We start from the raw sequence: 23,433 nt of genomic DNA, 5'->3' as shown, positions 1-23,433 counted from the left end.
AATAAAGCCCTCTCTGCTCACATGATGCTTACGCCACCTTAAGTTTTACATGCCCTATGTATTAACTCATCACTGTCTAGTGATGTGGTGTAGTCGTGTGTCTGTATATCACATCACTAGCCTTTAAAAATTCCTAAAAAATAGGCTATTTCTATGTTTTCCAATATTCGAGCGCAATGGTTCTCCAATATCCGTGCGGATATTTTGGCTGGACTGGTTGTCGGTTTAGCACTGATCCCAGAAGCCATCGCCTTCTCTATTATTGCAGGGGTCGACCCCAAAGTCGGTTTATATGCTTCATTCTGTATTGCCGTGGTGATTGCTTTTGTTGGTGGTCGCCCTGCCATGATTTCAGCCGCAACAGGTGCAATGGCCTTGGTCATGGCCAGTTTGGTCAAAGAGCATGGTTTACAATATCTGCTGGCTGCCACCTTGCTCACAGGGGTATTGCAAATTATCGCGGGCTATCTAAAGCTGGCGAAACTGATGCGTTTCGTATCCAAATCTGTGGTGATTGGATTCGTCAATGCACTGGCAATTTTGATCTTTATGGCGCAACTGCCTGAATTGATCAATGTCACATGGCAGGTTTATGCCTTGGTACTGTTAGGCCTCATCATTATCTATGCATTTCCGCTACTTCCGAAAATCGGAACATTATTACCCTCGCCATTGGTCTGTATCATTACAGTGACTTTGCTCACCATCTATTTTGGCATTGATATTCGTACGGTGGGAGATATGGGTTCATTACCCGATACACTTCCCGTCTTCTTAATTCCAGATATTCCCCTTAACTTTGAAACCCTAAAAATCATCTTTCCCTATGCTGTTACTTTAGCTGCAGTCGGTTTGCTTGAATCCATGATGACCGCAACAATTATTGATGAGATGACGGATACCCCAAGCGATAAATTCCAAGAATGTAAGGGTCAAGGTATCGCCAATATCGCTTCTGGCTTTATGGGTGGCATGGCAGGCTGTGCCATGATTGGGCAATCGATGATTAACGTCAAATCAGGTGGCTTGACCCGTTTATCGACCTTCTCGGCAGGGATTTCCCTCCTCATCTTAGTGGTATTTATCAGCGACTGGTTAAAGGTGATTCCCATGGCTGCCTTGGTTGCCGTGATGATCATGGTCTCGATCAGTACCTTTGAATGGAAATCTATTCGCAGTTTTAGCAAGAATCCGATCAGCAGTAATATCGTAATGCTTGCAACCGTGGTTGTGGTGGTTGCGACTCATAATTTAGCCTTGGGCGTACTCACAGGCGTATTACTGTCGGCTTTATTCCTTGCCAATAAATTAGAACAGGACATTCGAGTTGAGCGATATTTTGAAAATCAGGCACGCGTTTATGATCTAAAAGGTCAGATTTTCTTTAGCTCTTCAGAAAAATTTATGCAAAGTTTTGATTTCAATGAAGATGTAAAAGAAGTCATTATTGATTTAAGCCATTCGCATATTTGGGATGTCACTTCAGTGGCGATGATCGACAGTGTGGTGCATAAATTCCAGCGTAAAGGCGTGCATGTCATGGTACGAGGTTTGAATGAGGCCAGCTCGATCATGATTGATAAGTATGGAACGCATCAACGCTCAAGCTAAGTTGGCATAAATAGCCACAAATGCTAAACGTGCTTAAGCAATCAAACTTAAGCACGTTTTGAGTATTAATAAATCACGTTTCGGATAAAGCGAACGGTGCTACTTCCTTGATTGAGATAACGATAATTGACAGAACTCTCAAATAAAATCGATTCGCCTGCCTGAAGTACTCGATTTTCCTGTTCAAACGAAAGCGTTAATTCTCCCTCTAAGACATAAATCAATTCTTGCCAGCCTTTTTGATCCGCTTCCGCCTGATACACCTCTCCAACTGCTAAAGTCCAGTTCCATAATTCCACCTGCGCATGCGTAGGTACAGCTGCGAGCAAAGTTGCCCGACTTTCAGGAAACTGCCCTTGCCAAGCCAAGCTATTCACAATTGCAGATTCATTTAAGTCCGACGCACTGACCAATCTTTTAAAGTCCACGGCCAAAGCTGTTGCAATCGCATCCAACTTGGCCAAACTAATATTGACTTGCCCAGTTTCTAAGGCTGCAATGGTACGGCGACTAACGCCAGCTTGATCTGCCAACTCCTGCTGACTCAATTGACGTTCCGTTCGGAAAAGGCGGATATTTTGTCCGACATACTCCAATACCACCTCTGAATGACTCATCGACAATCACAACAAATAAAAATATGAGCAATATATTGCACAATAGTATAAAGCAATGCAATATGTGCAGTATATTGCACTATATCTACCTGGAGCGATGTCTTGACTGCTTTATCGCAATCACCTAAAGCCGCACAATTTGCACTTATTGTGATTACCATGATTTGGGGTGGCACCTTTTTAGCGGTGCAATATGCACTGAACTTTAGTACGCCAATGTTTTTCGTGGGTTGTCGTTTTGCCGTTGCGACCTTGGCGATTTTCTTGATTTCAATGAAATCGATGCGTGGTCTAACCTTCAAAGAGACCATGGCAGGCACAGCGATAGGCGTTCTGATTGCCATTGGTTATGGCACGCAAACCATTGGACTCCAAACGATTCTGAGCAGTGAATCTGCTTTTCTAACCGCGCTTTATGTCCCTCTCGTCCCCATTTTGATGTGGGTGATCTTCCAAAAAAGACCATCTTTGATGACATGGGTCGGCACAGCGTTGGCCTTTATAGGCTTGATCTTTTTAACGGGTAATGGTTTTTCAAATATTAGCTTCAGTTATGGCCAAGTACTTACCTTGATCTGTGCTTTTGCTGTTGCTTTAGAAATTATCCTGATTGGTTATTTTGCTGGGAAAGTTAATTTGAGACGGGTCACCGTGATTCAATTGGCGGTCGCATCATTACTCTCTTTTGCCAGTATGCCCATGGTTGGCGAACACAGCATTCCCAATTTCTCATGGGGCTTGTTGATTATTGCTGTGGCTTTAGGTCTGGCCAGCGCTTTGATTCAGTTTGTGATGAACTGGGCACAACGCATGGTGGACCCAACCCGTGCTGCGATTATATATGCTGGTGAACCAGTATGGGCAGGTGTAATCGGTCGTATTGCAGGAGAACGCTTAACTTTATTGGCCTTATTGGGTGGCTTATTGGTTGTGCTTGGTATTCTCGTTAGCGAACTAAAATTTAAATTTTTTGCGAAGAAACAACTGCCAGAAAATAAATAAATATAGAAACGTGCACAACTGGTTTTATAGAAAGAAAAACTGTTGTGCACTGGGCCTCCTAAGCAGGGATTTGTTTTTGCTCCGCAGCAACAGGGCTCTTGCCAATCTGCCAGACATAAGGCAATCGCGCCTGATTCACTTCCCAATCACCAATCACTTTCTGTTTATAGACTAATGGATTGTGTGAGGCGACCACACGGGCATTGCGCCAAAAACGGTCTAATTGCTTGTCAGTACTACTGGCCGATGCCCCCAAGGCATTAAACAATTCGGTACTCAAATTCAAGACCAACTCCGCAATCACCACTTGCCCCTGTGCTGATACTAATTCAGCACGCTCATTAGCCTCCAGTTCAGCCTGTTCATCATTCTGAAAATGTTGTAAATACGCAGCATCTAGGGCTTCAGCAGTACCCAGTGCAATCGTTTGCGCCGCATAAGCCTGTGCAGACGCTTTGCCAATCACTTGTAGGATTTGAGCATCGTCACGTACCAGACTGGCATTGCCATGACTATAGATTCGGGTTCGCTGGCGCACTTCCTGCTTAAAAGTTTCTACTGCACTTTGTGCAATACCCGCCAGAGTGGCTAGATGAACCACTTGATAAAAGGCTGTTTGATATTTAAAGCGGTGTTCAAACACCAGAATATGATCTCGGGCAATCTCCACATTGCTTAAGCTCAGTGTGCCGCTGCCCGTGGTTTTTTGCCCAAAGCCATCCCAATCATCCACAACATCAATGCCTTCTGCTTGCGTGGACACCGCAGCAATCACATGCTGATTGGTGGTTTCATCCAAAGCGAAGAGATCAATCCAGTCAGCGAATATGGTACCTGTGGAATAATACTTCTGACCATTCACACGGAGTTTTCCATCTGGTGCTGCCGTGACACGGGTCGCCACATCACCGATTTCAACTTGACCAATTTCCGTCCATGCATTACCCACAATCTCTCCACGGACAAAGCGTTCGAACCATAAGGTCTGAGGTTCCGTTTTTTGGGCATTTAAACGGTCTTCGACAAAAGCAAAATGCCCCCGTAAGGCCTGAACCACATTGGAATCTGCCTGAGCAAGCTCAATCAACAACTGAAACAATTGCTTTTGTGAAACACCATCACCACCAAAAGCGACTGGCACTCGTACCGCACCAAAGCCTGCCTGTTTTAACCATTGAATCGGTTCATAGGGCAATGCTCGGTTTTTTTCCCGTGCTAAAGCACCTTCTGCAATGCGTTGGAAAATCGGACGGAACTTCGCCGCCACCTGTTCATAATGTGCACCCAAGGCAAGATTTTGATTGCTTTGACTTGTCATAATAACGCCCTCTTAGCTCCACGCATGACGTGGCAGTGCCACACCATTCAGATAATAATTACCCACCAGATTGAACTTCCAACGCACGGGATCATGTAGGGTATGGGTTCGTGCATTACGCCAATGCCGATCCAGATTCAACTCCGATAGGGTTGAACGCGTACCCGACAACTCAAATAATTTATTGGCCGCCAACAATGCAATTTCCGTGGTCAGCACTTTCGATTCAGCCGTGAGTAAGGTCGCCTCAGCGACAGTGTCTTCAGTCGGATTGGCCAAAGCACGATCAATCGCCTCACCTGCCAAAGCTAAAACCGCCTCGGCTGCACGCTGTTTAATTTTCAGTTCGCCAATATTACTAATGGTATAGGGGTCTTGGCTGGCAAACTCCAAACCGGAGTCAATCCAAGGACGGGCATGCTCACGCACATAACGGATAGTTTCCTCAATGGCCCCACGTGCAATCCCTGCATCAACAGCGGATTGAATAATTTGTGAAATTGCACCTGCTGCGGTTGGGCGTTCAAATGCCTGATGAATCGGAACAACGTATTTCAAATCGACTCGGACCTGATCGAGCTGTACGCTGCCACTGGCTGTAGTGCGCTGACCAAAACTGCTCCAGTCATTTACAATGGTCAAACCTGGGCTATGTTGTGGTACCAGTGCGGCAAATACTTTGCCATCGTCACTCACAGCAACTACAGGAATCCAATGTGCCAATAATGCGCCTGTGGCAAAAAATTTCTGACCACTAATCACCGCATAATCATCATGAAATTCAATTTTGGTGGTCAAATCTGCGACGGTTTTCGAGTTTTTTTCAGAGAATGCATTGCCTAAACGCTTGCCTTGCAGCACTTGATCGAAGAAGAACTGCTGCTGTTCAAGTGAAGCATCTAAGCGGATATGTTCTAGAAAGGCCCAATGATTTTGGGCAATTTGCCCTAAAGATGAATCTGCACTAGAAATGATGGTCACCACCTCAGCTAGAGTTTTATAACTCACCCCTGCACCCCCGAACTGTTTCGGAATATTGATCCCCCACAGACCCGAGGCAGAATATTGCTGGATTTCTTGCAAGGGTAACTTACGCTCATGATCACGCTTCGCTGCCTCTTTGGCAAAAGCAGCCGCTACGCGATGCGCCACAGCAATGGCTTCTTGATCTGAAGCAATCACATGTGCTGGTGCATTATTCAGATAAAAATCTTGTGGAATACTCTGTGCATCTTCCAGTTTTATTTCTATTTTTGAGGTCATTATAAATACTCACTTTCTCAACTCCAAAATAAACTAGCATTATTTTTATTGCCTATTTATAAATTAAATATAGAAACTAATCGTTTTATTTTAAATAACCCAAAAACCATCAATAAATAACTAAAAAACCATTTAAAATCAAAAGAAAAACTCAAAATAACGACACCACACCTCAATACATCGCACTCAAGTAAAAATTAAATAATATTTTGAATTCAATCAAAAATAACCATTCAAACCACAGTCCAAAACCCCGTTAAATACATTTATGATAAAGATTTATTTTTTTATGATTAATCAATACGAGCATTATTCATTAATATCAACAAAAACGATTGATATACGATAGAGCGATATGACCAAGAAAATTAGATTTAATGCCTTTGAAATGAACTGTATTGCGCATCAATCGCCAGGCTTATGGCGTCATCCACTAGATCGCTCGACTGAATATAAAGACCTCGAATATTGGACCGATTTAGCCAAGATTTTAGAGCGTGGCAAGTTTGATGGGGTATTTATTGCCGATGTTTTAGGCATTTATGATGTTTACCATCAATCCGCAGAACATGCGCTCACAGGTGCCGTGCAAGTTCCCGTCAACGATCCCTTGCAAATCGTACCAGCTATGGCGGCAGTGACCGAACATCTAGGTTTCGGTCTCACTACCTCGATTTCTTTTGAACACCCTTATCCCTTTGCGCGGCGTATGAGTACTTTGGATCACTTGACCAAAGGCCGTATCGGTTGGAATATTGTCACCTCCTATCTTGAAAGTGGCTCAAAAAACTTAGGTCTTAAAACTCAAGTCAGCCATGATCAACGTTATGACATCGCCGATGAATATCTCGAAGTGCTTTACAAACTCTGGGAAGGTTCTTGGGAACAAGATGCCGTGTTACGTGATAAAGAACGAGGGATTTTTGCAGACCATCGCAAAGTCCATCCGATCAATCATCAAGGTCAATATTTCAGTGTTCCGGGTATTCATATTTGTGAGCCGTCACCACAACGTACCCCCGTACTCTATCAAGCAGGTGCATCCAGTCGCGGACAATTATTTGCCAGCCAAAATGCAGAATGTGTGTTTATTTCGGCACCGACCAAAGCAGCCGTGAAAAAGCTAGTGCAAGGTATTCGTTCCAAACTGATTGAACAAGGCAAAGACCCCCATTCGATTTTAATCTACACCATGCTGTCCATCGTGGTGGATGAAAGCGATGCCAAGGCCCAAGCAAAATTTAAAGACTATCAAAGCTACGCCAGCTATCACGGCGGCTTAACTTTAGCATCAGGCTGGTCTGGCGTTGATTTTTCACAATTTCATGCCGAAGACAAAGTGGAATATATTCATACCGATGCGATTCAATCCATGCTCGACTCTTATGTCAAAGCAGATCCAAATCGGATCTGGACCATTGAAGAGATTGCGAAATTTACCAGTATTGGCGGCAATGGCCCAATCTTGGTGGGTGCTGCTGCCACTGTGGCTGATCAACTCCAAGCATGGACCGAAGAAACCGATATTGACGGCTTTAACTTGGCCTATATTTTGGCGCATCAGACTTTTGAGGATGTGGTGGAGTATTTGGTGCCTGAGCTACAACAACGCGGTGTCTATGCAACTGAATATACTAAAGGGACATTACGAGAGAAGCTATTTGGCCAAGGCCCTTTGCTGACCGAACCGCACCGCGGGGCAAACTATCGCTATCATTCAGCAGCGAAAATCAACAACACGATAGAACTCGCTTAGGTTCACGACCCAAGCGAGTTCTGATCAATATTAGTCTTGATACATCGGTTTATTGTCATTTAAAGCAATTAAGCCACGGATGGCGCGATACACGATCCACACCCATGCCCCAAAAATCACCGCAAAGGCAAAGGTGGTTGCGGAAACTGCAACGCCTGCAAAGGCCGTCCCATTATCGCCAGTAAAGAACAAGAGTGAGAACGGAATAAAGGCAATAATATTCCACGCCAAATACCACCAGAAGGTGCGGATTTGCCAAGTAAAGTGACTTTCAAAAATCGAGCCTTTTACATCACTGCGTTTGACATAGTTGATGATCAAGGCAATGATTGCCAATAGACCACCAGTAAAAATTGCAATAATATAAAGTACATATAACACCAAAGTTAAAGTACGGTTTGGGTCTTGATCAACGGAATAATTCATTTTTATTTATCTCCAGAAACAAAGCTCCCCGATCAATAAAACACATTGAGTGGAGAAATTAACCAACATATCAATAATATATGGAAGACTATGGTACAGAAATAAATCTTACCAAACGGTTGTTTTTGTGTTTTATGTCTCAGTTTTTGCTGAGCAAGCCAACCACCGCACCATCCACCCAAAGCGTCCACAATATGTAAAGTCTGTTCTGGGATGCGTCGATTGCCCAATTGTGCCGCCTCTTTATCTTGCGCGTAAAGCCAATAGCTCAGCACATTCATCAAGCTCACGAACAGAAAAGTGTAAGGTGGCAATAATTTGCTCAAACTTGCAATCACCATGAATACAATATAAATCACAATACCAATCTGCATCGCAGACCAGCGTTTCGACGGCTTAGGCTGACTCGGACGAGCACGATGCTCAATCACCTGCGATGCTTTCAAATACGTCGCCTGTTGAGCGCGATAACGACCGCGCTCATCCAGAATCACCACATATTCCAAGGCACAGCCGACCAAGGGTCTTGGCCCGGTGCGAGCAAAGTCTTTAATATGAATAAAAACACGCTCTTTTGTGGTGTCATTGGGTTGGATAAAGCCATAACCCTTATCATCAAACCATTCAACTAAACGACCTTGATCTCGCATGTCTGTTTCCTAAGCTGTGATTCGTTGTAGACGGTCTTGTAACATCATGCGCATTTCCAGCGGATCTTTTTGCAAAATATCATCCCCAGTACGCCCTTGCTCAGCATTTTTCTGCGCCACTTGTAAACGCATACTCCAGAAACGGCACGCCGCCATTGCCAAGAAAATGTTTAAACAAGCCAACTCATCTGCAGTCAGTAGACGAACGCTTTGATATGCTGCAAGAAAGGCATCGGCCTTGGCTTGATCTAAATGCGCTTGAGGATAAGCAGTACAAAAGTCATTGATACTGATCGCAATATCAAACAACCATTCATCTTGATTCAATTCATAAAAATCAAGGATACCTTGCAAGTGATCACCTTCAAACAAGGTGTTATCTCTGAATAAATCTGAATGAATAAAGCCCGTCGGACGATCTGGATGCTGCTGGGTAATTGCCGCAAACTGCTGGAACACCTGTGCCAATAGCGCCTGATCTTGCGCATTCATTTCTGGTTTAAGTTGCTCAGCGACATCTGACCAATATTGATGATTACGGTTGAAATCACGTTCTAAAGGAAAGCCTTGTAAGGCTAAATGCAATTTTGCCTGTGCTTGGGCAATCGCCTGAATTTGGATAATGCTGGCGTCTTCAGGATGCTCACCCATCAAGCGCGGTGCAATTTGTGCAGGCTTATCGGCAATAGTATGAATGGCCTGCCCACTATGCTTTAAAGGCACTGCCACAGGCACACCTGCCTCACCCAAACAATCTAATACAGGCACCAGCTCACCTGCACCTTCAGCATCCAATTCTTCAAAAACCGTCAAAACATAGTGTTTCTGTAATTGATCCACCAAAAAATAATTGGTGTTTTGAATACCGCCTTGGATTGGAATCAGGTCAATCACCGCTAAACCATAAGGCTCAGCAAAGGCTTGAACTTCTTCTAAACTCAACGGGGTATAAACCGACATGGAAAACCTGCAAAAAATAGCTGTGAAGTTTGATAGAATACCTGTTCCCTCCATGAAGGTGTAGCACCCCTTTCTTTATTGGCGATTTTTTGGAAAATTTTATGCTCGCAAAACGTATTATCCCTTGCTTAGATGTTGATAATGGTCGAGTCGTCAAAGGCGTTCAATTCCTTGATATTCGTGACGCAGGCGACCCTGTTGAAGTGGCGCGTCGTTATAACGAACAAGGTGCCGATGAAATTACCTTTTTAGATATTACTGCTACCCATCATGGACGCGACACCACTTACCGTACTGTAGAACGTATGGCAGAAAGCGTTTTTGTCCCCCTAACTGTCGGTGGTGGGGTTCGTAAAGTTGAAGATATTCGTTTATTGTTGAATGCAGGTGCGGACAAAGTCAGTATCAACTCAGCTGCGGTCTTTACCCCTGAGTTTGTCCAAGAAGCCTCACAACGCTTTGGCGCACAATGTATCGTGGTCGCAATTGATGCCAAAAAAACGGGCGAGAACAAATGGGAAATTTTTACCCACGGCGGTCGTAAGCCAACAGGCATCGATGCGATTGAATGGGCGGTGAAAATGGCCGACTTCGGTGCAGGTGAATTGTTAATTACCAGTATGGATGCCGATGGTACTAAAGCAGGTTATGACATTGCCTTGATGCGTCAAATTAATGATCGCGTCAATATCCCGACCATTGCTTCGGGTGGTGTCGGTAATTTACAACATTTGGCCGATGGTATCTTAAAAGGTGGTGCAGATGCAGTACTGGCTGCTTCTATTTTCCACTTTGGTCAACACACCATTCCAGAGGCAAAACAGTATCTTGCCGCACAAGGCATTGAGATGCGCCTCTAATTCTTTACGATAAAAAACCTCTCGCAGAAGAGGTTTTTTTATTTAAAAATAGTGATATATGGACAAAAAAATACCTTGCTGAGCAAGGTATGGAAACTGCGTTATACAACGCTAGAGGGTAAGCATCATCTCGTTATTTTGAACAAATTCTGAGCACTTAAAATGCTTGAGCTAAATTAGCGAGAAAATACACAAAGATATTGACATTAAAAACCAATTTTATTGACAATTCACGACAAAACCTCAGGCTTGATGTCATGATTTGTCAATAAAAAGCTTACTCCCCAACATCTATTCAGTTTAAGCCACCGATTCTTGTTTTGCTTCGGCCTCGGTTGGCTTTGCAGGCGATGCCACCAATTTGGGTTTCTGCTCGACCCACTTCACCGGGAATACCGCTTCCACCGCTTGAGTCAGTGCTTTAGACAATGCGGCTGGCAATGGAATACCTAAAGGATTGGCTTCTTTGAGATCCGCAGAAGAGACCACTCGGGTACCCATCACATAATCAAACCACGGACGCGTTACACACCAGTTGGCATCTTGGTTGGAATTCATATGGTGATCATAATGCCAAGGAATGGTTCGTTTTGCCCAATCAGGCTCTAAATGTGCACGACGATGCACATAATAATAGTTACCCGCACTATATAGTGCCGCTAAAGACATGCCTTTTGAGATTGGGTAAAACGCCACACTGGCAACGCCAGCCACCACAGCCAATGACATGATTTCGTTGCGGGTACGCCAATGCTCCACGCCCTCAACATAGCAATCATCTGAAAATTCCTGCTTACGCACTTCCCGATGGTGTGCCCAGTGTGATTCCATGCTTTTCGGCACGGGGCTATAACGTGGCTGCCCCGGACGATGTACCCCATGCAAAATGTATTTATGTGCAAACCATTCAAATGCATTGGCAACCGCTAAACCTGCAATAAAACCCTTAATCATGGTTTTCTCCAAATGTTTCCTTATTTTTATTCAAGATATAAATTTTTGTAGGCGAAGTATTGACGATACGATATATTTATATTGACAAAACACGACAAGATCAGAGGTGGACAGGATGTCTCAACTCAAGAACTATACTGGCTCAGTTTTTGGCGGTTTGGGGCATTTATTAAAAGCCTACTGCGAGGCAAAAAACATTGAAATTCCTGAACAATTACAAAAAATTCAAAATCAGGAACGCTTTGATTATGTGATTTGGCGTGACTTACTTGAAGACCTGAATCAACGCCATCCCAAAATTGGTTTAGGCTTAGAAATCGCAGAATATGTACAACCCAAACATTTGGGGATCATTGCCTATCTGGCCCTGTCCTGTGAAAATCTTGGTGAAGCTTTGGCGCGTTATCATGATTTTCATCGCTTAATTTATGATGGCAGCCCGCTGGTGGTCGAGTTTAGTCAACCTTATGGCTCTATCCGCTGGGAAGCACCTGAACCACATCCGACCCAATTGACCGATGAAATCGCGATTGCCTTGATGGTGCAGTTTCTTAAACTGTTTATGTCGGGTGACACCATTCATCTGCATGAAGTGCATTTCGTCAATGCTGCACCTAAAAATATCAGCATTTATGAGCAGTATTTCCATTGTAAAGTCCGTTTTGAACAGCCTAAAACCCAACTCCTGATCCCTGTCAGTGAAGCTTTTAAACCTCTGCGAACAGGTGATCATACGCTGCAACAGTTGTTGTTACAGCAAGCCCACGCCTTGCTGGATCAATTACCCAATTCGACCCAACTCGATCAACGGCTACAACATGCCATTTTGACTGGTCTACAAAAGAACCAATATCAGATCGATTTTATCGCCGAGAAACTGGGTCTTTCCGTGCGTCAATTACAGCGCCATTTACAACAACAAGACACCACGTTTCAAGAACGGGTACAGCAGGTTCGTTTTATGCTAGCGACCGAATATTTAAAAGACCCTCATCTGAGTTTGCAAGAAATTGCGCTACTGCTCTGTTATTCTGAACAAAGTGCTTTTCAACGGGCTTTTAAGATTTGGACGGGGCAAACCCCGCAACAGTGGCGAAACAACAACATAACTTACAATTCGTAATAAAAACACTCATGAACTAACGGTTTCGCAACTGATCGTTTTTTTCACTCGTTTTATATAAGAGCCTATATACCTATGTGAATTGGTTCACAATTTTTTCACGAGGGTTAAACATATCCATAATAAATTTTGGATGCTTGTTTTTTTATTTTTTATAACTGATGTGGTGATAACAATGAACAAATATTTAGCAGAATTTCTCGGGACCTTTTGGCTTGTTTTTGGTGGTTGTGGTAGTGCTGTGCTTGCAGCTGCATACCCAGAACTTGGCATTGGTTTTTTAGGCGTTGCACTTGCGTTTGGTTTAACCGTATTAACTGGCGCTTATGCGTTTGGTCATATTTCGGGTGGTCACTTTAACCCTGCTGTCAGTGTCGGTTTATGGGTCGGTGGACGTTTTGATTCAAAAGACTTAGTTCCTTATATCGTGTCTCAAGTGATTGGTGGTGCGCTTGCAGCATTCGTGCTGTACATCATTGTACAAGGTCAAGCAGGCTTTGCAGGTACAGGCGGCTTCGCAACTAATGGCTATGGCGAACTTTCTCCAAACCATTTCTCAGTTGCTTCAGCGTTCTTGATTGAAGTGGTTTTAACTGCGTTCTTCTTGATTGTGATCATGGGCGCGACAGATCGTCGCGCGCCTGCGGGCTTTGCACCAATCGCAATTGGTTTAGCTTTAACGTTAATCCACTTGATCAGTATTCCAGTCACCAATACCTCAGTAAACCCTGCTCGTAGTACTGCGGTTGCGTTATTTGCGGAAACAGCAGCAATCAGCCAACTTTGGTTATTCTGGGTTGCGCCAATCATCGGTGCCATCATTGGTGCAGTGATCTATAAAGTGGTGGGTAGCGAGAAAAACTAAAGCTCACCTTGCATAAAAAAACAGCCTGCAACGGCTGTTTTTTTTATTTATAGGAATGGATTTTCAATATCCTGCTCAGGTTTTCGTTCAATCTGCTCAGGCAAATCACCCTTCTCCAATGCCGCAACCACATCATTGATAAAGCTTTGCAATGCCTTTGCGGTTTTAAGGCCTGATTGATCTTTGGTAATCTGCAAATTGCCATATAAACTCACGCAATCGACCTGATTTTCCAAGGTCAGATCATAAATTGCTGAAGACTCATCACCCTGTTCAAAAGGCTTAAACATCGTTTCCCTCTCATTGTTGTTATCTATACCACAACATGGGCCAAGCAGACTGACTTTGCAAGCCGTACTTATCGCAAGATTTGTAAGAAATACTGCACCAAAGCATTCACCAATTGATTGATCAAGGCTTGCTTGGTCTCTTCATCAATTTGCGGGAATTTACTTTCAGTGGCATTGGTCGGTTGTGAACTAAACTCACGTTGCTGAGCTTGAATCGCATCGGTTTTAGCATCTTCAGCACATTGACTCTGACCATCCCAATGCAAATAGCTAATGTCTTTATTCGGCTTCACTTGCTGCGCAGAAACAGGCAGCTGATAGACGTTACGTTTCTGCTGCTCGGTCAACTGTGGAAATAAATTAATGCCCAGTTTCTCTTCCAAATAGCAAACACTGACCACTTTGACCTGCTGAGAATTATTATTCGGTGCATAATACGCCCCTATAATCCCTTGCTTGGGTAAATACACCGCTTTGTACACTGCAGTTGGTACAATCACACCACTGCCAATGGTTTTCAGGCGTTTGCCTTCAAACACAGGACCCGTCAGCACATAGGCATCTTTATGCTGTTTGGTCACCATCGAGCGTACCGCTTCTTCTAATTTACGCCACACTTCCTGATTATTCTTCGGCGCTTGTGGCACCATATTGGCCAGTGAGAAGCTGTCATACTGTGCCGCCGTATTATTCATATCACCATTCGGTGCCATATGACCACGGTCATAGCCAGAACCACGATAGTCTGACAATAAAGCACGATGAGCGGGCTTTACTCGTGTTTCCTCGTGGAAATTATCTTCCCGTTTAATTTTGACGCTTAAGCGTTCTGGGGTCAGATATTCTGCCGTCCATAATGGGGTCTTGGAAATACCTGAGTACATCACATTAAAATCATTAAAACACAGTGCATAGCTGTCTTTTTTCAGACTGTCTTTGCTGAGTAAAGGCGGAACATCACGATAAAACTGTTTTAAACATCCCGTATTACTAGATTGAAATGGGATGAACTTGGAAATTTTTTCACTGCCAAATGCGATCGCAAAACTCCCTGTTGCGACCAGTGCCAACATCATTTTTCCAACATTTTGGCTCAAAAAAGCAAATGGGCTTTTACTCTTTCGGGTTGGTCTCTTTGCCATAACTACATCAAAATCAATATGAACGCGCAGCTTAACAACTCAAAAGCCCTGTGTATATTGAGTTTCAGCCCAGAGCGACATTTTATGTCGCAAATCTGTACACTCAGGCAACAGACAATAAAAAAGGCACTCGAAAGTGCCTTTTTCTATAGTGTTATTAAATTTCGATCTGACTACCCAACTCCACCACACGGTTGGTTGGAATCTGATAGAAGTCACTGACAGGACTGGTATTACGCTGCATCGAGATAAATAACTTTTCACGCCACGGCGACATGCCATCGCCCACGGTATGCACAATACGATCACGTGAAATAAAGAAGCTCATTTGCATCATATCGAATTCAAAACCAAGCTCCTTATAAGCTTGTTCTAATGCATTCGGTACATTCGGCTGATCTTTAAAGCCATAATAAATATAGATACGATAAAAATGCTCATCCAGTTTTTCAACTTTTAAGCGATCCTCATCTGCCACATAGGGAATATCTTGGGTATAGACCGTGACCATGACATTACGCTCATGCAGCACTTTATTGTGCTTGATGTTGTGTAACATCGCATGCGGCACAATGTTTGGGGTTCCTGTTAAGAAAATCGCTTCACCTGGCACAAAATGGGTTTCTTTGCTCATGCCAATGCTCTTGATAAACAGTTCAATTGGCAAGGCATTGGTTTCCATACGGGTATAAACGATTTCGCGACCACGTTTCCACGTCATTAAAATGGTATACACCACCACACCAATCAAGATCGGCACCCAACCGCCCGACAAGATTTTTAATGAGGTTGAACCGACAAAAATTAAGTCAATGATCAGGAACGGTACCGCAAATAAAGCCACTTTCCACAATGGCCAACGCCATACGCCATAGGCCAAAGTCGAAATTAGAATGGTTCCGCAGAGCATGGTCATGGTCACCGCAACACCATAAGCACTGGCCAACTCGGCACTGCTTTCAAACAGTAGAATCAGGATCACCACCGAGATAAACAACACCCAGTTAATGAATGGCAAATAGATCTGCCCTTGTTCCACATCCGAGGTATGGTGCACGGTTAAGCGTGGTAAATAACGTAATTGAATGGCTTGATTGGCCATCGAAAATACACCTGTGATCACCGCTTGAGATGCAATCACGGCTGCTGCCGTCGCCAAGCCAATCATCGGGAATAAAGCCCAATCAGGAACCAGCAAATAGAACGGGTTTTCAATAGCTTTAGCATCACGTAATAGTAATGCGCCTTGTCCTGCATAGTTTAAAAGTAAGCATGGCAGTACCACCAAGAACCACGCCAATTTAATCGGCAAGCGTCCAAAATGTCCCATATCGGCATACAGCGCCTCACCGCCAGTCATGGTCAGAATCACCGCACCCATAGTGATAAAGGCAACTGTCGGTTGATCAAAGACAAAATGGAATGCCCAATACGGATTGACCATCATCAATACATACGGGGTCTGGATAATGCTCCAGAGACCAATCAGACCAATCGAAGCAAACCATAACAGTGTAATTGGGCCAAAGAATTTCCCCATGGTGGCAGTACCATGCCGCTGCACCATAAATAATGCCGTGAGAATACCCAAAGCAATCGGAACCAGCCAGCGATCTAAAGCAGGTGTCACCAGACTCAAACCTTCAATCGCAGACAGGACTGAAATTGCTGGGGTAATGATCCCGTCACCAAAAAACAGTGATGCGCCGATAAAGCCCAATGCAATCAGAAAGATTTTATTTTTATTGCTAAAAACGGAGGAGCGCAGATTCAGTGCGAGCAGTGACATGATCCCGCCTTCGCCATTGTTGTCCGCACGCATGATCATTGAAACATACTTAAAACTGATGGTCAGGTTCATACACCAGAAGATCAGAGAAAGAATACCAAGAATACTCGCTTCACTGATATCAACATGTCCTGTGACAAAGCATTGCCGTATTGCATAGAGCGGACTGGTCCCAATGTCTCCAAATACCACCCCTAATGCTGCCAGCGTCACCGCGGGCAATGCGGCTTTTTTTGCAGTACTTTGCATATGATGTTGTCTTCAAAATAGAACGTTATATGGCGCAATATTATCATTAGCCAAAAAGTTTTTCTGCAAATCTGTTCGGCTACAACTTGGCAGCGTGCATTTTTTTGGGTACTATCGCACACCTTGGTGAGGTGTCCGAGTGGCTGAAGGAGCACGCCTGGAAAGTGTGTATACGTTTGCGCGTATCGAGGGTTCGAATCCCTCTCTCACCGCCAGAATTTTTTATTCATAAAACCCATACATCAATAACTGCATATATAAATGATTATTAAAACTTTTTGATTGTATTTAATATGGCTTCATACAGCTGAATTGATTCTGTTTCATTCATACTTACTGTCTGGATATTATTTCGATCATAACCAGTATCGATCTCCAATTGAATAAGAGGATCTGTTGCTAATCTTGGTGTACCTAAATACTCCCATGTCGCCAACACACCATCTCTTTCAATTATTGGCGTTTTAATAACCCATTCAAATCCCTCTAATCTATCTCCCGAAATTTGAGCTTTAGCCCCTTTACGAATAGTTTTGATATTTGTCTTTGCCAAGAAACCTTCTTTTTTAAGGTTATAGTTCGTCCGAGTGATTAAATCAGAAGTAGCGCGAGCAAGGGCTTCCGTTTCTAAAAAGATTCGGAGGGAAGGATATTGCTTCAATTCGAGTCCAAACGAATGAACACTATTTCTGTAAGGATCACCAGAGTCCGTAATAAAACCGTTATTGATACAAACTCCTGCTTGCTTTGGCAGATTGGTATTATTTCTAAATGAAATATGATTCACTAAATTATTTAGAGCCTCATCACTTAGATCCTTGTATTTTAGTGAATATGTTCCTGTGATTGAAAAAAGTGTTCCTCGATCTAAAACCCAGGCAAACACATCATTTGCTCCACGACTATCTTTCCCATATTTTGCTTTAAATATCTTTATAATTTTATTTCCATTTTTTATTTCTGCTTTATCTTCAATGACTTTCATATTTTTATTAGAATACTTTTTTAACTGTTCAGCATAAGCATTTCTTAGGGCCTCATCACTAGCGTTCAATTCACTTTTAATCGTAAAAGAGTTGTATTTATCCATGCCACCAATCAGTAATGACTCTTTTGGAATTTTAAAAGTATATCGCCCTAAACACCAGCTTTGCATCTGTTCTACTTTGAACATTGACTGTTCATCTTGTGAATTATCAGCATAAGAACAACCTGAACTTAACAGTAGAATGCTCAATTTGATAAAAATTAATGGATACTTCAAATTCATATCGATTACAGCCTTCACGGTCATCATTGAGTTTATAAAATTAATAACATCTGAATATCAATTCGCTACCCCGCACATGAAAACAGTAACCCAGCAACACCTAACAGAGTAACCATAAGAATAATCATATCGTTTGTCTCTGACTTATTTTTTTTGCTTTTCATTCTGCACAAAGCTGATATACCAGCACCGATTAAAAATACGATACTAATGAGCATAACAATAGCTACCATTATTCCATGGCTAATATTTGCAGCACTCAACATAACTTTTCAAATCCTCTCAAAAATAAATTAATTTACCCCTAGCGAACACCTATAATTTAATATTAAAAATCAACCCTACATATAATGATCATTGATTTTTTTATAACTCACCTGACCATCAAGTTTGGTCATTTTTGGAAATCACTTTAAATTATTAAACTCCCCAGATATCTCGAATTAAAGTTTGGCATCCACTCAGAAAAATGATAGCCAACAGACAAGCTATTTTCATAAAATCTGTCTTTTTCATGATTTAAATCCTTTATTTACACACAAATCAACCTGTCTAATTCATTATTTCGATCAAAAATTTTAAATACAATGAGCTGCTTATTCTCATTAAAGTGAAAATAGTAAAAATGTAGCCAAATAAATTAAGCTGCATCCCAATAAGTCATAACAAATATGTCTAACAGCCTTCCATTGTACAAATGACGGGATAAACTGACCACCCATTCCTTTTCGTAATATACCAGTCAGTCCTGTTTCTTACGTACCACTCCACAATGATCTGCTTCAGGCAGTTAAGCATTTAGGAAGGTCAATATGGAAAAATTGTCAGGCAAACCTAGAAGGAATTTACCAAATTAGGCAGACCTCATAGCCAAGTTATGTCTTAAATTTGAGTTGCTTGGGGAAGTATTAACTTCTAAATCTTCGTGCAACAAAGTTCCTTAAAAATAAAATCCAACAAGGTTAAATTAATTTAAACATCCTATATTTTTAACTAAAAATATATCGAACATATTGCATCTATGCTACTTTTTGTTAACTCTATTGTTCTAAGGCTTTACTTCACTTATAGTATTAAAATCAATACAGGAAGTATATGCTATGAATAAAACAATTTTAATCAAATTATTTTTTATTTCTATACCATTTTTTATTACTGGATGCCAATCCTTCCTTGATAGTTTCTATCGAGTTTAAGGCAATAAAATATTCTGATTTAAAAATTCCATCTAAATTAGACCAAGTAAGATACTTACTCGATCTAATTTAAATTTTTAAAATCTAACAGTCCTTCTTAATGGAATCGACTATATTCGCAATACAATATATTGTATTTAATTGAACATGTGCATTATCGTAGCTTCCAGAATGCTCATAACCATTAATCACAAATGTCTCTTTTGGAGTTCTTGTACTCGCCCGCACATCCTGTCCCGATTGATAACAAACCGTACCATCGCCTTGGGAGGTTGGTTTTAAATCTAAATAAAATGTGGCTTTATTGGTTTTTGAAATATTTGATTTTTCATCTAATAAAATTTCTCTAACACCATCCTCTTTATATGCATTTGCATTTAAGTTATGTGTTTTAGAACCATCTATTGCTAAATTCATCTCATCTTCTAGCAGATTGGTTTCATCGCTCTCTGTTGCATTGCTTCGATCTTTAATATTTGGTAGTCCAACCAAATTTTTCTTACCATACAAGCTCATTAGCTCAATCAGCTCAGCTTCAGAACGAATATTGAGCACTTCTTTACAACGCCAAACCACTTGCCCAAACGATTGATGCTCTGTATCTGATCCATAATGTGCATAGGTATTGGGATGATATGAATCTTTAATATGGTCATGTAATTTTACAACTATTTCAATGTTCTTTGCATAAATATCAAAAGTGCTTTCATATCCTTTTTCATTGGCTTCTTGTTTTAACAATCCAGCAGGGTCAATAAAGTCAGGATTCATCATTGCCCACCAACTGTCTTTCCTTTGATAGATTTCAGTATATGGGTCAGCTGTTTGCGGTAATGATGCAGTAATTTCACCCGCGGGTGTTTTGGCTTTAATTAACATCCAAGCTTTTGGATTTTGAGGAAAATCCACAGCATTGGAGTAATTGGCAAATGGCAATAGCTCTAAACCACCAGGCGCACTGGCTAAGGTTGCAGTAAGCCGCTCAGATGTATCTCCAAACATAAACTTGGTCGCCCAAGCCTTAATACTGTTCACTAATCCAGTTGATGCTTTCCAACCATCCCAACCTACTGTAAGTCTTTGATACACAGCTGGCGCACCACTCGCAGGCATGACACCATGCACTACGCCTGCAATTTTATCTTTGACCTTGTCATTTTGAATTAAGGCACGAGTGACCAACCCACCCATAGAGTGTGTCACTACAATAAATTGCTTAAATTTAGCTGTCGGATATTCTCTTTTGATTTGTGCCATAACCTCATTATTCATTCGATCAGCAACTTTGTCCGCAGAATTCATATTGGTATCCAGCCAATTATAACCACAGGCAAATACAGGAAAAACATAATCGGCTAGTTCTTCATGCTGTTCTAAACTAAGTAATTCAACCACTTTACTACTTGACCAGTTTTTGAGTATTTTTTTAGTTTCCTTATTGCCTGGTTGGACGATTTTCTCCCATTCAGTTGTACCGTTAAATTTATCTTTTTGTTGCTCTTTTAGGGGCTTAAAGGGATTATTGAGCTGGCTTTCTAAATAAATTAACACTTTGGCATAGCCTATTGGAATCACTGACCCCCAACCCCGTGCTCTGGCAATTTCTTCAGTGATATGCGGCGCTTTCTTTTTATTTATTTTAATATCACCATCATAACCAACCTCAGTTGTTTTTGGGTTTAAATCAATTTGTCGTTCCTTTGCATCTCTTTTACTGTATTCAATTAAAGTCGAAATGCCAGGATACCAAACTCTCTTTTTATTGCTATCCTTGATATTAGACCCCATAATCCCTGGAATAAAAATAATTGGCACCACATATTTGACTGGTGCTGGGATTTCACATTCGGTATTAACACTATTGGGGGTGGTCTGTGAAACGTAGGAAGTTTTTCCAGACTGATGAAGGGTTTCATACGCCTCATGGTTATGTACATTATTTGACATTATTATTCTCAGAATTTACGAATGGTTTTTAAAATAGACTCATATAGTTTTAAGGCTTCACCCTGCGCTAAACTACTGGTCTGATTTCCAAATGATGAATATGAAGTATCTACCTCTAGCCCAATTAAGGGGTCTTTATTATTACGTGCTGTGCCCGTATGTTCCCATAAGGCACTCAGGCCATTCCGACCTTTCATTTTCTCGACCGAAATCCATTCTTGCCCATTTAAATAGCTCGTATTTTTTTCACCTTTTCGAATATTGTCTTTATTTATTTGACGCTGACTTTGTCCTGCTTGGCTTAACTTACTTTCAATCCTTGGAATAAGGGCTGCGGTTTCTCTTGAGTTGGTCTCACTATCAAAACGTAATACGACACTCGGATAATCTTTAAAATCAAAACCCATTTTTTGTTTACTGTGTCTAAATTTTTGATCATTATCTTTGATAAAACCTTGATAAATACATTGACCATTTTCTGTGGGGATTTCATGTTCTGGACGATAGCGTAAATTTTTAACGAGATGCTGTATAGCCTCATTACTTTTTTCGGTCCACTCAGGTAGATCACTATGCCCACCTTCTATTAAAAACAAAGTCTTTTTATCGAGTACAAAACCAAAAACATCAAATGGAACAATTTTTTTGTCTGCTAATTTTCCTTTCATAATTTTAGTAATTCGGCCTTCAACTTTTTGCTCTTGGAAATCCTCGAAGATTTTACTTCTGCCCTCGGAGTATTCTTTACTTACTTTTTGAATAGCCGCATCAAAATCTTGACGTGTCGCATTTTCTTTGACTTTAATAATAAATGAGTCGTATTGATCATAGCGATTTAAAGGATTGGCCTCAGCAGGAATTTCTACGGTATAGCGACCAACGCAATAGGTTTTTGTTTTTTCTAAATTTATCATATTATTTCCAGTATTTTCTATGTTCGATTTTGCAGATATACAGCCAGCACTGAATACACATGCAGTTAATAATAGAGAAGCATATATTTTATTCATCAACATATCCTAATAGTGTAATTACAGCCTGAGCCATTACATTGCTAAGTGCCTCTAGCAACTCGGTTTTAAATGATCCTATTACGTTTATTGACATGGTTATTCTCAGAATTTACGAATGGTTTTTAAAATAGACTCATATAGTTTTAACGCTTCACCCTGCGCCATACTACTAGTTTCATTACCAGAAGGTGAATGTGCCGTATCCACTTCAAAACTAATCAATGGGTCTTGGTTGTTATTAGCACTGCCAGTATGTTCCCATAAGGCGCTCAGGCCATTCCGACCTTTCATTTTTTCAACCGAAATCCACTCTTGCCCATCTAAATAGCTCGTATTTTTTTCACCTTTCCGAATATTATCTTTGTCAATTTGACGCTGACTTTGTCCAACTTCTTTTAATCTTTTCTCTATCCTTGGAATCATAGCCAATACATTTTCATCATTACTTTCTGCCTCAAAACGCAATACTACCGTTGGGTAATCTTTAAATCTGAAGCCAAGTTTTTGAATACTATAACGGTACTGTTTCGTTTCATCTTTAATAAATCCTTGATAAATGCATTGTCCTGCTTCTTTTGGAATCTCATGTTCATTACGATAACGTAAATTTTTAACTAAATTCTGAATAGCCTCATTACTCTCGGCTGTCCATTTCGGCGTATCACTGTGCATCCCTTCTATTAAAAATAAAGTCCTTTTATCGAGTACAAAACCAAAAACTGTGAAAGGATGTCCCTTATCTTTAGATTTTTTACCTTTAATAACCTTTACAATTCGCCCCTCAACTTTTTGAACTTGAGGATCATCAGTGATAGACCAATCATCTTCAGAATATTCTTTTCTCACCTTTTGAATAGCCGCATCAAAATCTTGACGTGTCGCATTATCGACAACTTTAATATTAAATGAATCAAACTTATCATATCGAGGTAAAGGGTTAGCCTCAGCAGGAATCTCTACGGTATAACGCCCAATGCAATAACTTTTGGTTGTTTCTAAATCCACCCTGTCCTTTGCATTATTTTTAATTTCTGCTTTTGTAGATGCACAGCCAGCACTGAATACATATGTAGTTAAGAATAGACAGGCATATATTTTATTCATCAATATATCCTAATAGTGTGATCACGGC

Annotated in this window: 21 protein-coding genes and 1 tRNA gene; 7 read left to right on the top strand and 15 right to left on the bottom strand. The window is 41.4% G+C overall.

Translation table 11 applies throughout. From position 1 onward, the window contains the following. Nucleotides 1-153 precede the first annotated feature (153 nt). Nucleotides 154-1,611: a SulP family inorganic anion transporter gene (locus tag F957_RS18875; protein ID WP_016542942.1), complete on the top strand. Its 1,458-nt coding sequence runs from the start codon at nucleotides 154-156 to the stop codon at nucleotides 1,609-1,611. Nucleotides 1,612-1,676: 65 nt separating this feature from the next. Here the strand turns inward: F957_RS18875 and F957_RS18880 are convergent, their stop codons facing one another. Further along, nucleotides 1,677-2,228, bottom strand: coding sequence for a helix-turn-helix domain-containing protein (locus F957_RS18880; RefSeq protein WP_016660111.1), 552 nt, complete (start codon nucleotides 2,226-2,228; stop codon nucleotides 1,677-1,679). 159 nt (nucleotides 2,229-2,387) lie between these two features. On the opposite strand from F957_RS18880, the gene F957_RS18885 reads away from it, so the two are divergent. Next, complete coding sequence (locus F957_RS18885; protein WP_378319710.1) at nucleotides 2,388-3,230, top strand: DMT family transporter; 843 nt, start codon at nucleotides 2,388-2,390, stop codon at nucleotides 3,228-3,230. Nucleotides 3,231-3,288: 58 nt separating this feature from the next. Here the strand turns inward: F957_RS18885 and F957_RS18890 are convergent, their stop codons facing one another. Together F957_RS18890 and F957_RS18895 are read right to left on the bottom strand one after the other, a co-directional pair. Beyond that, nucleotides 3,289-4,548, bottom strand: coding sequence for an acyl-CoA dehydrogenase family protein (locus tag F957_RS18890; RefSeq protein WP_016542944.1), 1,260 nt, complete (start codon nucleotides 4,546-4,548; stop codon nucleotides 3,289-3,291). 12 nt (nucleotides 4,549-4,560) lie between these two features. After that, nucleotides 4,561-5,811 carry an SfnB family sulfur acquisition oxidoreductase gene (locus tag F957_RS18895; protein ID WP_016542945.1) on the bottom strand — a complete coding sequence of 417 codons (1,251 nt, stop codon included), beginning with the start codon at nucleotides 5,809-5,811 and terminating at the stop codon, nucleotides 4,561-4,563. A gap of 355 nt (nucleotides 5,812-6,166) precedes the next feature. Here F957_RS18895 and F957_RS18900 point away from each other — a divergent pair, with 355 nt between their 5' ends. Continuing rightward, nucleotides 6,167-7,567, top strand: coding sequence for an LLM class flavin-dependent oxidoreductase (locus tag F957_RS18900; RefSeq protein WP_016542946.1), 1,401 nt, complete (start codon nucleotides 6,167-6,169; stop codon nucleotides 7,565-7,567). 30 nt (nucleotides 7,568-7,597) lie between these two features. Here the strand turns inward: F957_RS18900 and F957_RS18905 are convergent, their stop codons facing one another. The 3 genes from F957_RS18905 to F957_RS18915 are packed head-to-tail and all read right to left on the bottom strand — an operon-like array spanning nucleotide 7,598 to nucleotide 9,603. Beyond that, entirely contained in the window at nucleotides 7,598-7,993 is a 396-nt protein-coding gene (locus F957_RS18905; RefSeq protein ID WP_016542947.1) for a DUF4870 family protein, read from the bottom strand. 32 nt (nucleotides 7,994-8,025) lie between these two features. Then, on the bottom strand, nucleotides 8,026-8,643 hold the full coding sequence (locus F957_RS18910; protein ID WP_016542948.1) for a DUF1294 domain-containing protein: 618 nt from the start codon (nucleotides 8,641-8,643) through the stop codon (nucleotides 8,026-8,028). Nucleotides 8,644-8,652: 9 nt separating this feature from the next. Further along, nucleotides 8,653-9,603 (bottom strand): homoserine kinase, encoded by a 951-nt coding sequence (locus F957_RS18915; protein WP_016542949.1) that lies wholly within the window; start codon nucleotides 9,601-9,603, stop codon nucleotides 8,653-8,655. Nucleotides 9,604-9,704: 101 nt separating this feature from the next. Here F957_RS18915 and hisF point away from each other — a divergent pair, with 101 nt between their 5' ends. Further along, the gene (gene hisF, locus F957_RS18920; RefSeq protein WP_004657307.1) at nucleotides 9,705-10,463 is read left to right on the top strand and encodes an imidazole glycerol phosphate synthase subunit HisF; all 759 of its coding nucleotides are present in this window, start codon (nucleotides 9,705-9,707) and stop codon (nucleotides 10,461-10,463) included. Nucleotides 10,464-10,763: 300 nt separating this feature from the next. On the opposite strand, the gene F957_RS18925 is transcribed toward hisF, so the two are convergent. Then, the gene (locus F957_RS18925; RefSeq protein ID WP_016542950.1) at nucleotides 10,764-11,417 is read right to left on the bottom strand and encodes a sterol desaturase family protein; all 654 of its coding nucleotides are present in this window, start codon (nucleotides 11,415-11,417) and stop codon (nucleotides 10,764-10,766) included. A 115-nt stretch (nucleotides 11,418-11,532) separates the two neighbouring features. Here F957_RS18925 and F957_RS18930 point away from each other — a divergent pair, with 115 nt between their 5' ends. After that, a complete protein-coding gene (locus F957_RS18930; protein ID WP_016542951.1) occupies nucleotides 11,533-12,540 on the top strand; it encodes an AraC family transcriptional regulator in 1,008 nt (335 codons plus the stop codon). A gap of 175 nt (nucleotides 12,541-12,715) precedes the next feature. Beyond that, nucleotides 12,716-13,405: an aquaporin Z gene (aqpZ, locus tag F957_RS18935; protein ID WP_016542952.1), complete on the top strand. Its 690-nt coding sequence runs from the start codon at nucleotides 12,716-12,718 to the stop codon at nucleotides 13,403-13,405. A 47-nt stretch (nucleotides 13,406-13,452) separates the two neighbouring features. On the opposite strand, the gene F957_RS18940 is transcribed toward aqpZ, so the two are convergent. The 3 genes from F957_RS18940 to F957_RS18950 form a co-directional block, all read right to left on the bottom strand. Next, complete coding sequence (locus tag F957_RS18940) at nucleotides 13,453-13,695, bottom strand: hypothetical protein (protein ID WP_016542953.1); 243 nt, start codon at nucleotides 13,693-13,695, stop codon at nucleotides 13,453-13,455. Nucleotides 13,696-13,763: 68 nt separating this feature from the next. Continuing rightward, a complete protein-coding gene (locus F957_RS18945) occupies nucleotides 13,764-14,837 on the bottom strand; it encodes a DNA/RNA non-specific endonuclease (RefSeq protein WP_016542954.1) in 1,074 nt (357 codons plus the stop codon). 157 nt (nucleotides 14,838-14,994) lie between these two features. Then, nucleotides 14,995-16,875: a potassium transporter Kup gene (locus F957_RS18950; RefSeq protein ID WP_016542955.1), complete on the bottom strand. Its 1,881-nt coding sequence runs from the start codon at nucleotides 16,873-16,875 to the stop codon at nucleotides 14,995-14,997. A gap of 125 nt (nucleotides 16,876-17,000) precedes the next feature. On the opposite strand from F957_RS18950, the gene F957_RS18955 reads away from it, so the two are divergent. Further along, a tRNA-Ser gene (locus F957_RS18955) sits at nucleotides 17,001-17,090 on the top strand. A gap of 53 nt (nucleotides 17,091-17,143) precedes the next feature. Here the strand turns inward: F957_RS18955 and F957_RS18960 are convergent. The 5 genes from F957_RS18960 to F957_RS18980 all read right to left on the bottom strand — a co-directional run bounded on the left by F957_RS18960 (nucleotide 17,144) and on the right by F957_RS18980 (nucleotide 23,405). After that, nucleotides 17,144-18,145 carry a T6SS immunity protein Tli4 family protein gene (locus F957_RS18960; protein WP_016542956.1) on the bottom strand — a complete coding sequence of 334 codons (1,002 nt, stop codon included), beginning with the start codon at nucleotides 18,143-18,145 and terminating at the stop codon, nucleotides 17,144-17,146. A gap of 65 nt (nucleotides 18,146-18,210) precedes the next feature. Further along, entirely contained in the window at nucleotides 18,211-18,411 is a 201-nt protein-coding gene (locus F957_RS18965; RefSeq protein ID WP_016660108.1) for a hypothetical protein, read from the bottom strand. A gap of 1,014 nt (nucleotides 18,412-19,425) precedes the next feature. Then, complete coding sequence (locus F957_RS18970) at nucleotides 19,426-21,288, bottom strand: lipase family alpha/beta hydrolase (RefSeq protein WP_016660107.1); 1,863 nt, start codon at nucleotides 21,286-21,288, stop codon at nucleotides 19,426-19,428. Nucleotides 21,289-21,296: 8 nt separating this feature from the next. Then, on the bottom strand, nucleotides 21,297-22,298 hold the full coding sequence (locus F957_RS18975; RefSeq protein ID WP_016660106.1) for a T6SS immunity protein Tli4 family protein: 1,002 nt from the start codon (nucleotides 22,296-22,298) through the stop codon (nucleotides 21,297-21,299). A 105-nt stretch (nucleotides 22,299-22,403) separates the two neighbouring features. Beyond that, complete coding sequence (locus tag F957_RS18980; protein WP_016542959.1) at nucleotides 22,404-23,405, bottom strand: T6SS immunity protein Tli4 family protein; 1,002 nt, start codon at nucleotides 23,403-23,405, stop codon at nucleotides 22,404-22,406. Nucleotides 23,406-23,433 lie beyond the last annotated feature (28 nt).

The organism is Acinetobacter gyllenbergii CIP 110306 = MTCC 11365, assembly GCF_000413855.1.
Lineage (GTDB): Bacteria > Pseudomonadota > Gammaproteobacteria > Pseudomonadales > Moraxellaceae > Acinetobacter > Acinetobacter gyllenbergii.
Note: the sequence above shows the minus strand (reverse complement) of the source record. Positions and strands in the feature narration are given on the sequence as shown.

What these genes read in the sequence shown, in the direction of transcription:
- F957_RS18880 (WP_016660111.1), bottom strand. Translation starts at nt 2,228, where the DNA reads ATGAGTCATTCAGAGGTGGTATTGGAGTATGTCGGACAAAATATCCGC.
- F957_RS18890 (WP_016542944.1), bottom strand. Translation starts at nt 4,548, where the DNA reads ATGACAAGTCAAAGCAATCAAAATCTTGCCTTGGGTGCACATTATGAA.
- F957_RS18925 (WP_016542950.1), bottom strand. Translation starts at nt 11,417, where the DNA reads ATGATTAAGGGTTTTATTGCAGGTTTAGCGGTTGCCAATGCATTTGAA.
- F957_RS18940 (WP_016542953.1), bottom strand. Translation starts at nt 13,695, where the DNA reads ATGTTTAAGCCTTTTGAACAGGGTGATGAGTCTTCAGCAATTTATGAT.
- F957_RS18885 (WP_378319710.1), top strand. Translation starts at nt 2,388, where the DNA reads ATGATTTGGGGTGGCACCTTTTTAGCGGTGCAATATGCACTGAACTTT.
- F957_RS18980 (WP_016542959.1), bottom strand. Translation starts at nt 23,405, where the DNA reads ATGAATAAAATATATGCCTGTCTATTCTTAACTACATATGTATTCAGT.
- F957_RS18945 (WP_016542954.1), bottom strand. Translation starts at nt 14,837, where the DNA reads ATGGCAAAGAGACCAACCCGAAAGAGTAAAAGCCCATTTGCTTTTTTG.
- F957_RS18875 (WP_016542942.1), top strand. Translation starts at nt 154, where the DNA reads ATGTTTTCCAATATTCGAGCGCAATGGTTCTCCAATATCCGTGCGGAT.
- F957_RS18900 (WP_016542946.1), top strand. Translation starts at nt 6,167, where the DNA reads ATGACCAAGAAAATTAGATTTAATGCCTTTGAAATGAACTGTATTGCG.
- hisF (WP_004657307.1), top strand. Translation starts at nt 9,705, where the DNA reads ATGCTCGCAAAACGTATTATCCCTTGCTTAGATGTTGATAATGGTCGA.
- F957_RS18950 (WP_016542955.1), bottom strand. Translation starts at nt 16,875, where the DNA reads ATGCAAAGTACTGCAAAAAAAGCCGCATTGCCCGCGGTGACGCTGGCA.
- F957_RS18960 (WP_016542956.1), bottom strand. Translation starts at nt 18,145, where the DNA reads ATGAATTTGAAGTATCCATTAATTTTTATCAAATTGAGCATTCTACTG.
- F957_RS18965 (WP_016660108.1), bottom strand. Translation starts at nt 18,411, where the DNA reads ATGTTGAGTGCTGCAAATATTAGCCATGGAATAATGGTAGCTATTGTT.
- F957_RS18975 (WP_016660106.1), bottom strand. Translation starts at nt 22,298, where the DNA reads ATGAATAAAATATATGCTTCTCTATTATTAACTGCATGTGTATTCAGT.
- F957_RS18910 (WP_016542948.1), bottom strand. Translation starts at nt 8,643, where the DNA reads ATGCGAGATCAAGGTCGTTTAGTTGAATGGTTTGATGATAAGGGTTAT.
- F957_RS18930 (WP_016542951.1), top strand. Translation starts at nt 11,533, where the DNA reads ATGTCTCAACTCAAGAACTATACTGGCTCAGTTTTTGGCGGTTTGGGG.
- F957_RS18970 (WP_016660107.1), bottom strand. Translation starts at nt 21,288, where the DNA reads ATGTCAAATAATGTACATAACCATGAGGCGTATGAAACCCTTCATCAG.
- F957_RS18895 (WP_016542945.1), bottom strand. Translation starts at nt 5,811, where the DNA reads ATGACCTCAAAAATAGAAATAAAACTGGAAGATGCACAGAGTATTCCA.
- F957_RS18915 (WP_016542949.1), bottom strand. Translation starts at nt 9,603, where the DNA reads ATGTCGGTTTATACCCCGTTGAGTTTAGAAGAAGTTCAAGCCTTTGCT.
- aqpZ (WP_016542952.1), top strand. Translation starts at nt 12,716, where the DNA reads ATGAACAAATATTTAGCAGAATTTCTCGGGACCTTTTGGCTTGTTTTT.
- F957_RS18905 (WP_016542947.1), bottom strand. Translation starts at nt 7,993, where the DNA reads ATGAATTATTCCGTTGATCAAGACCCAAACCGTACTTTAACTTTGGTG.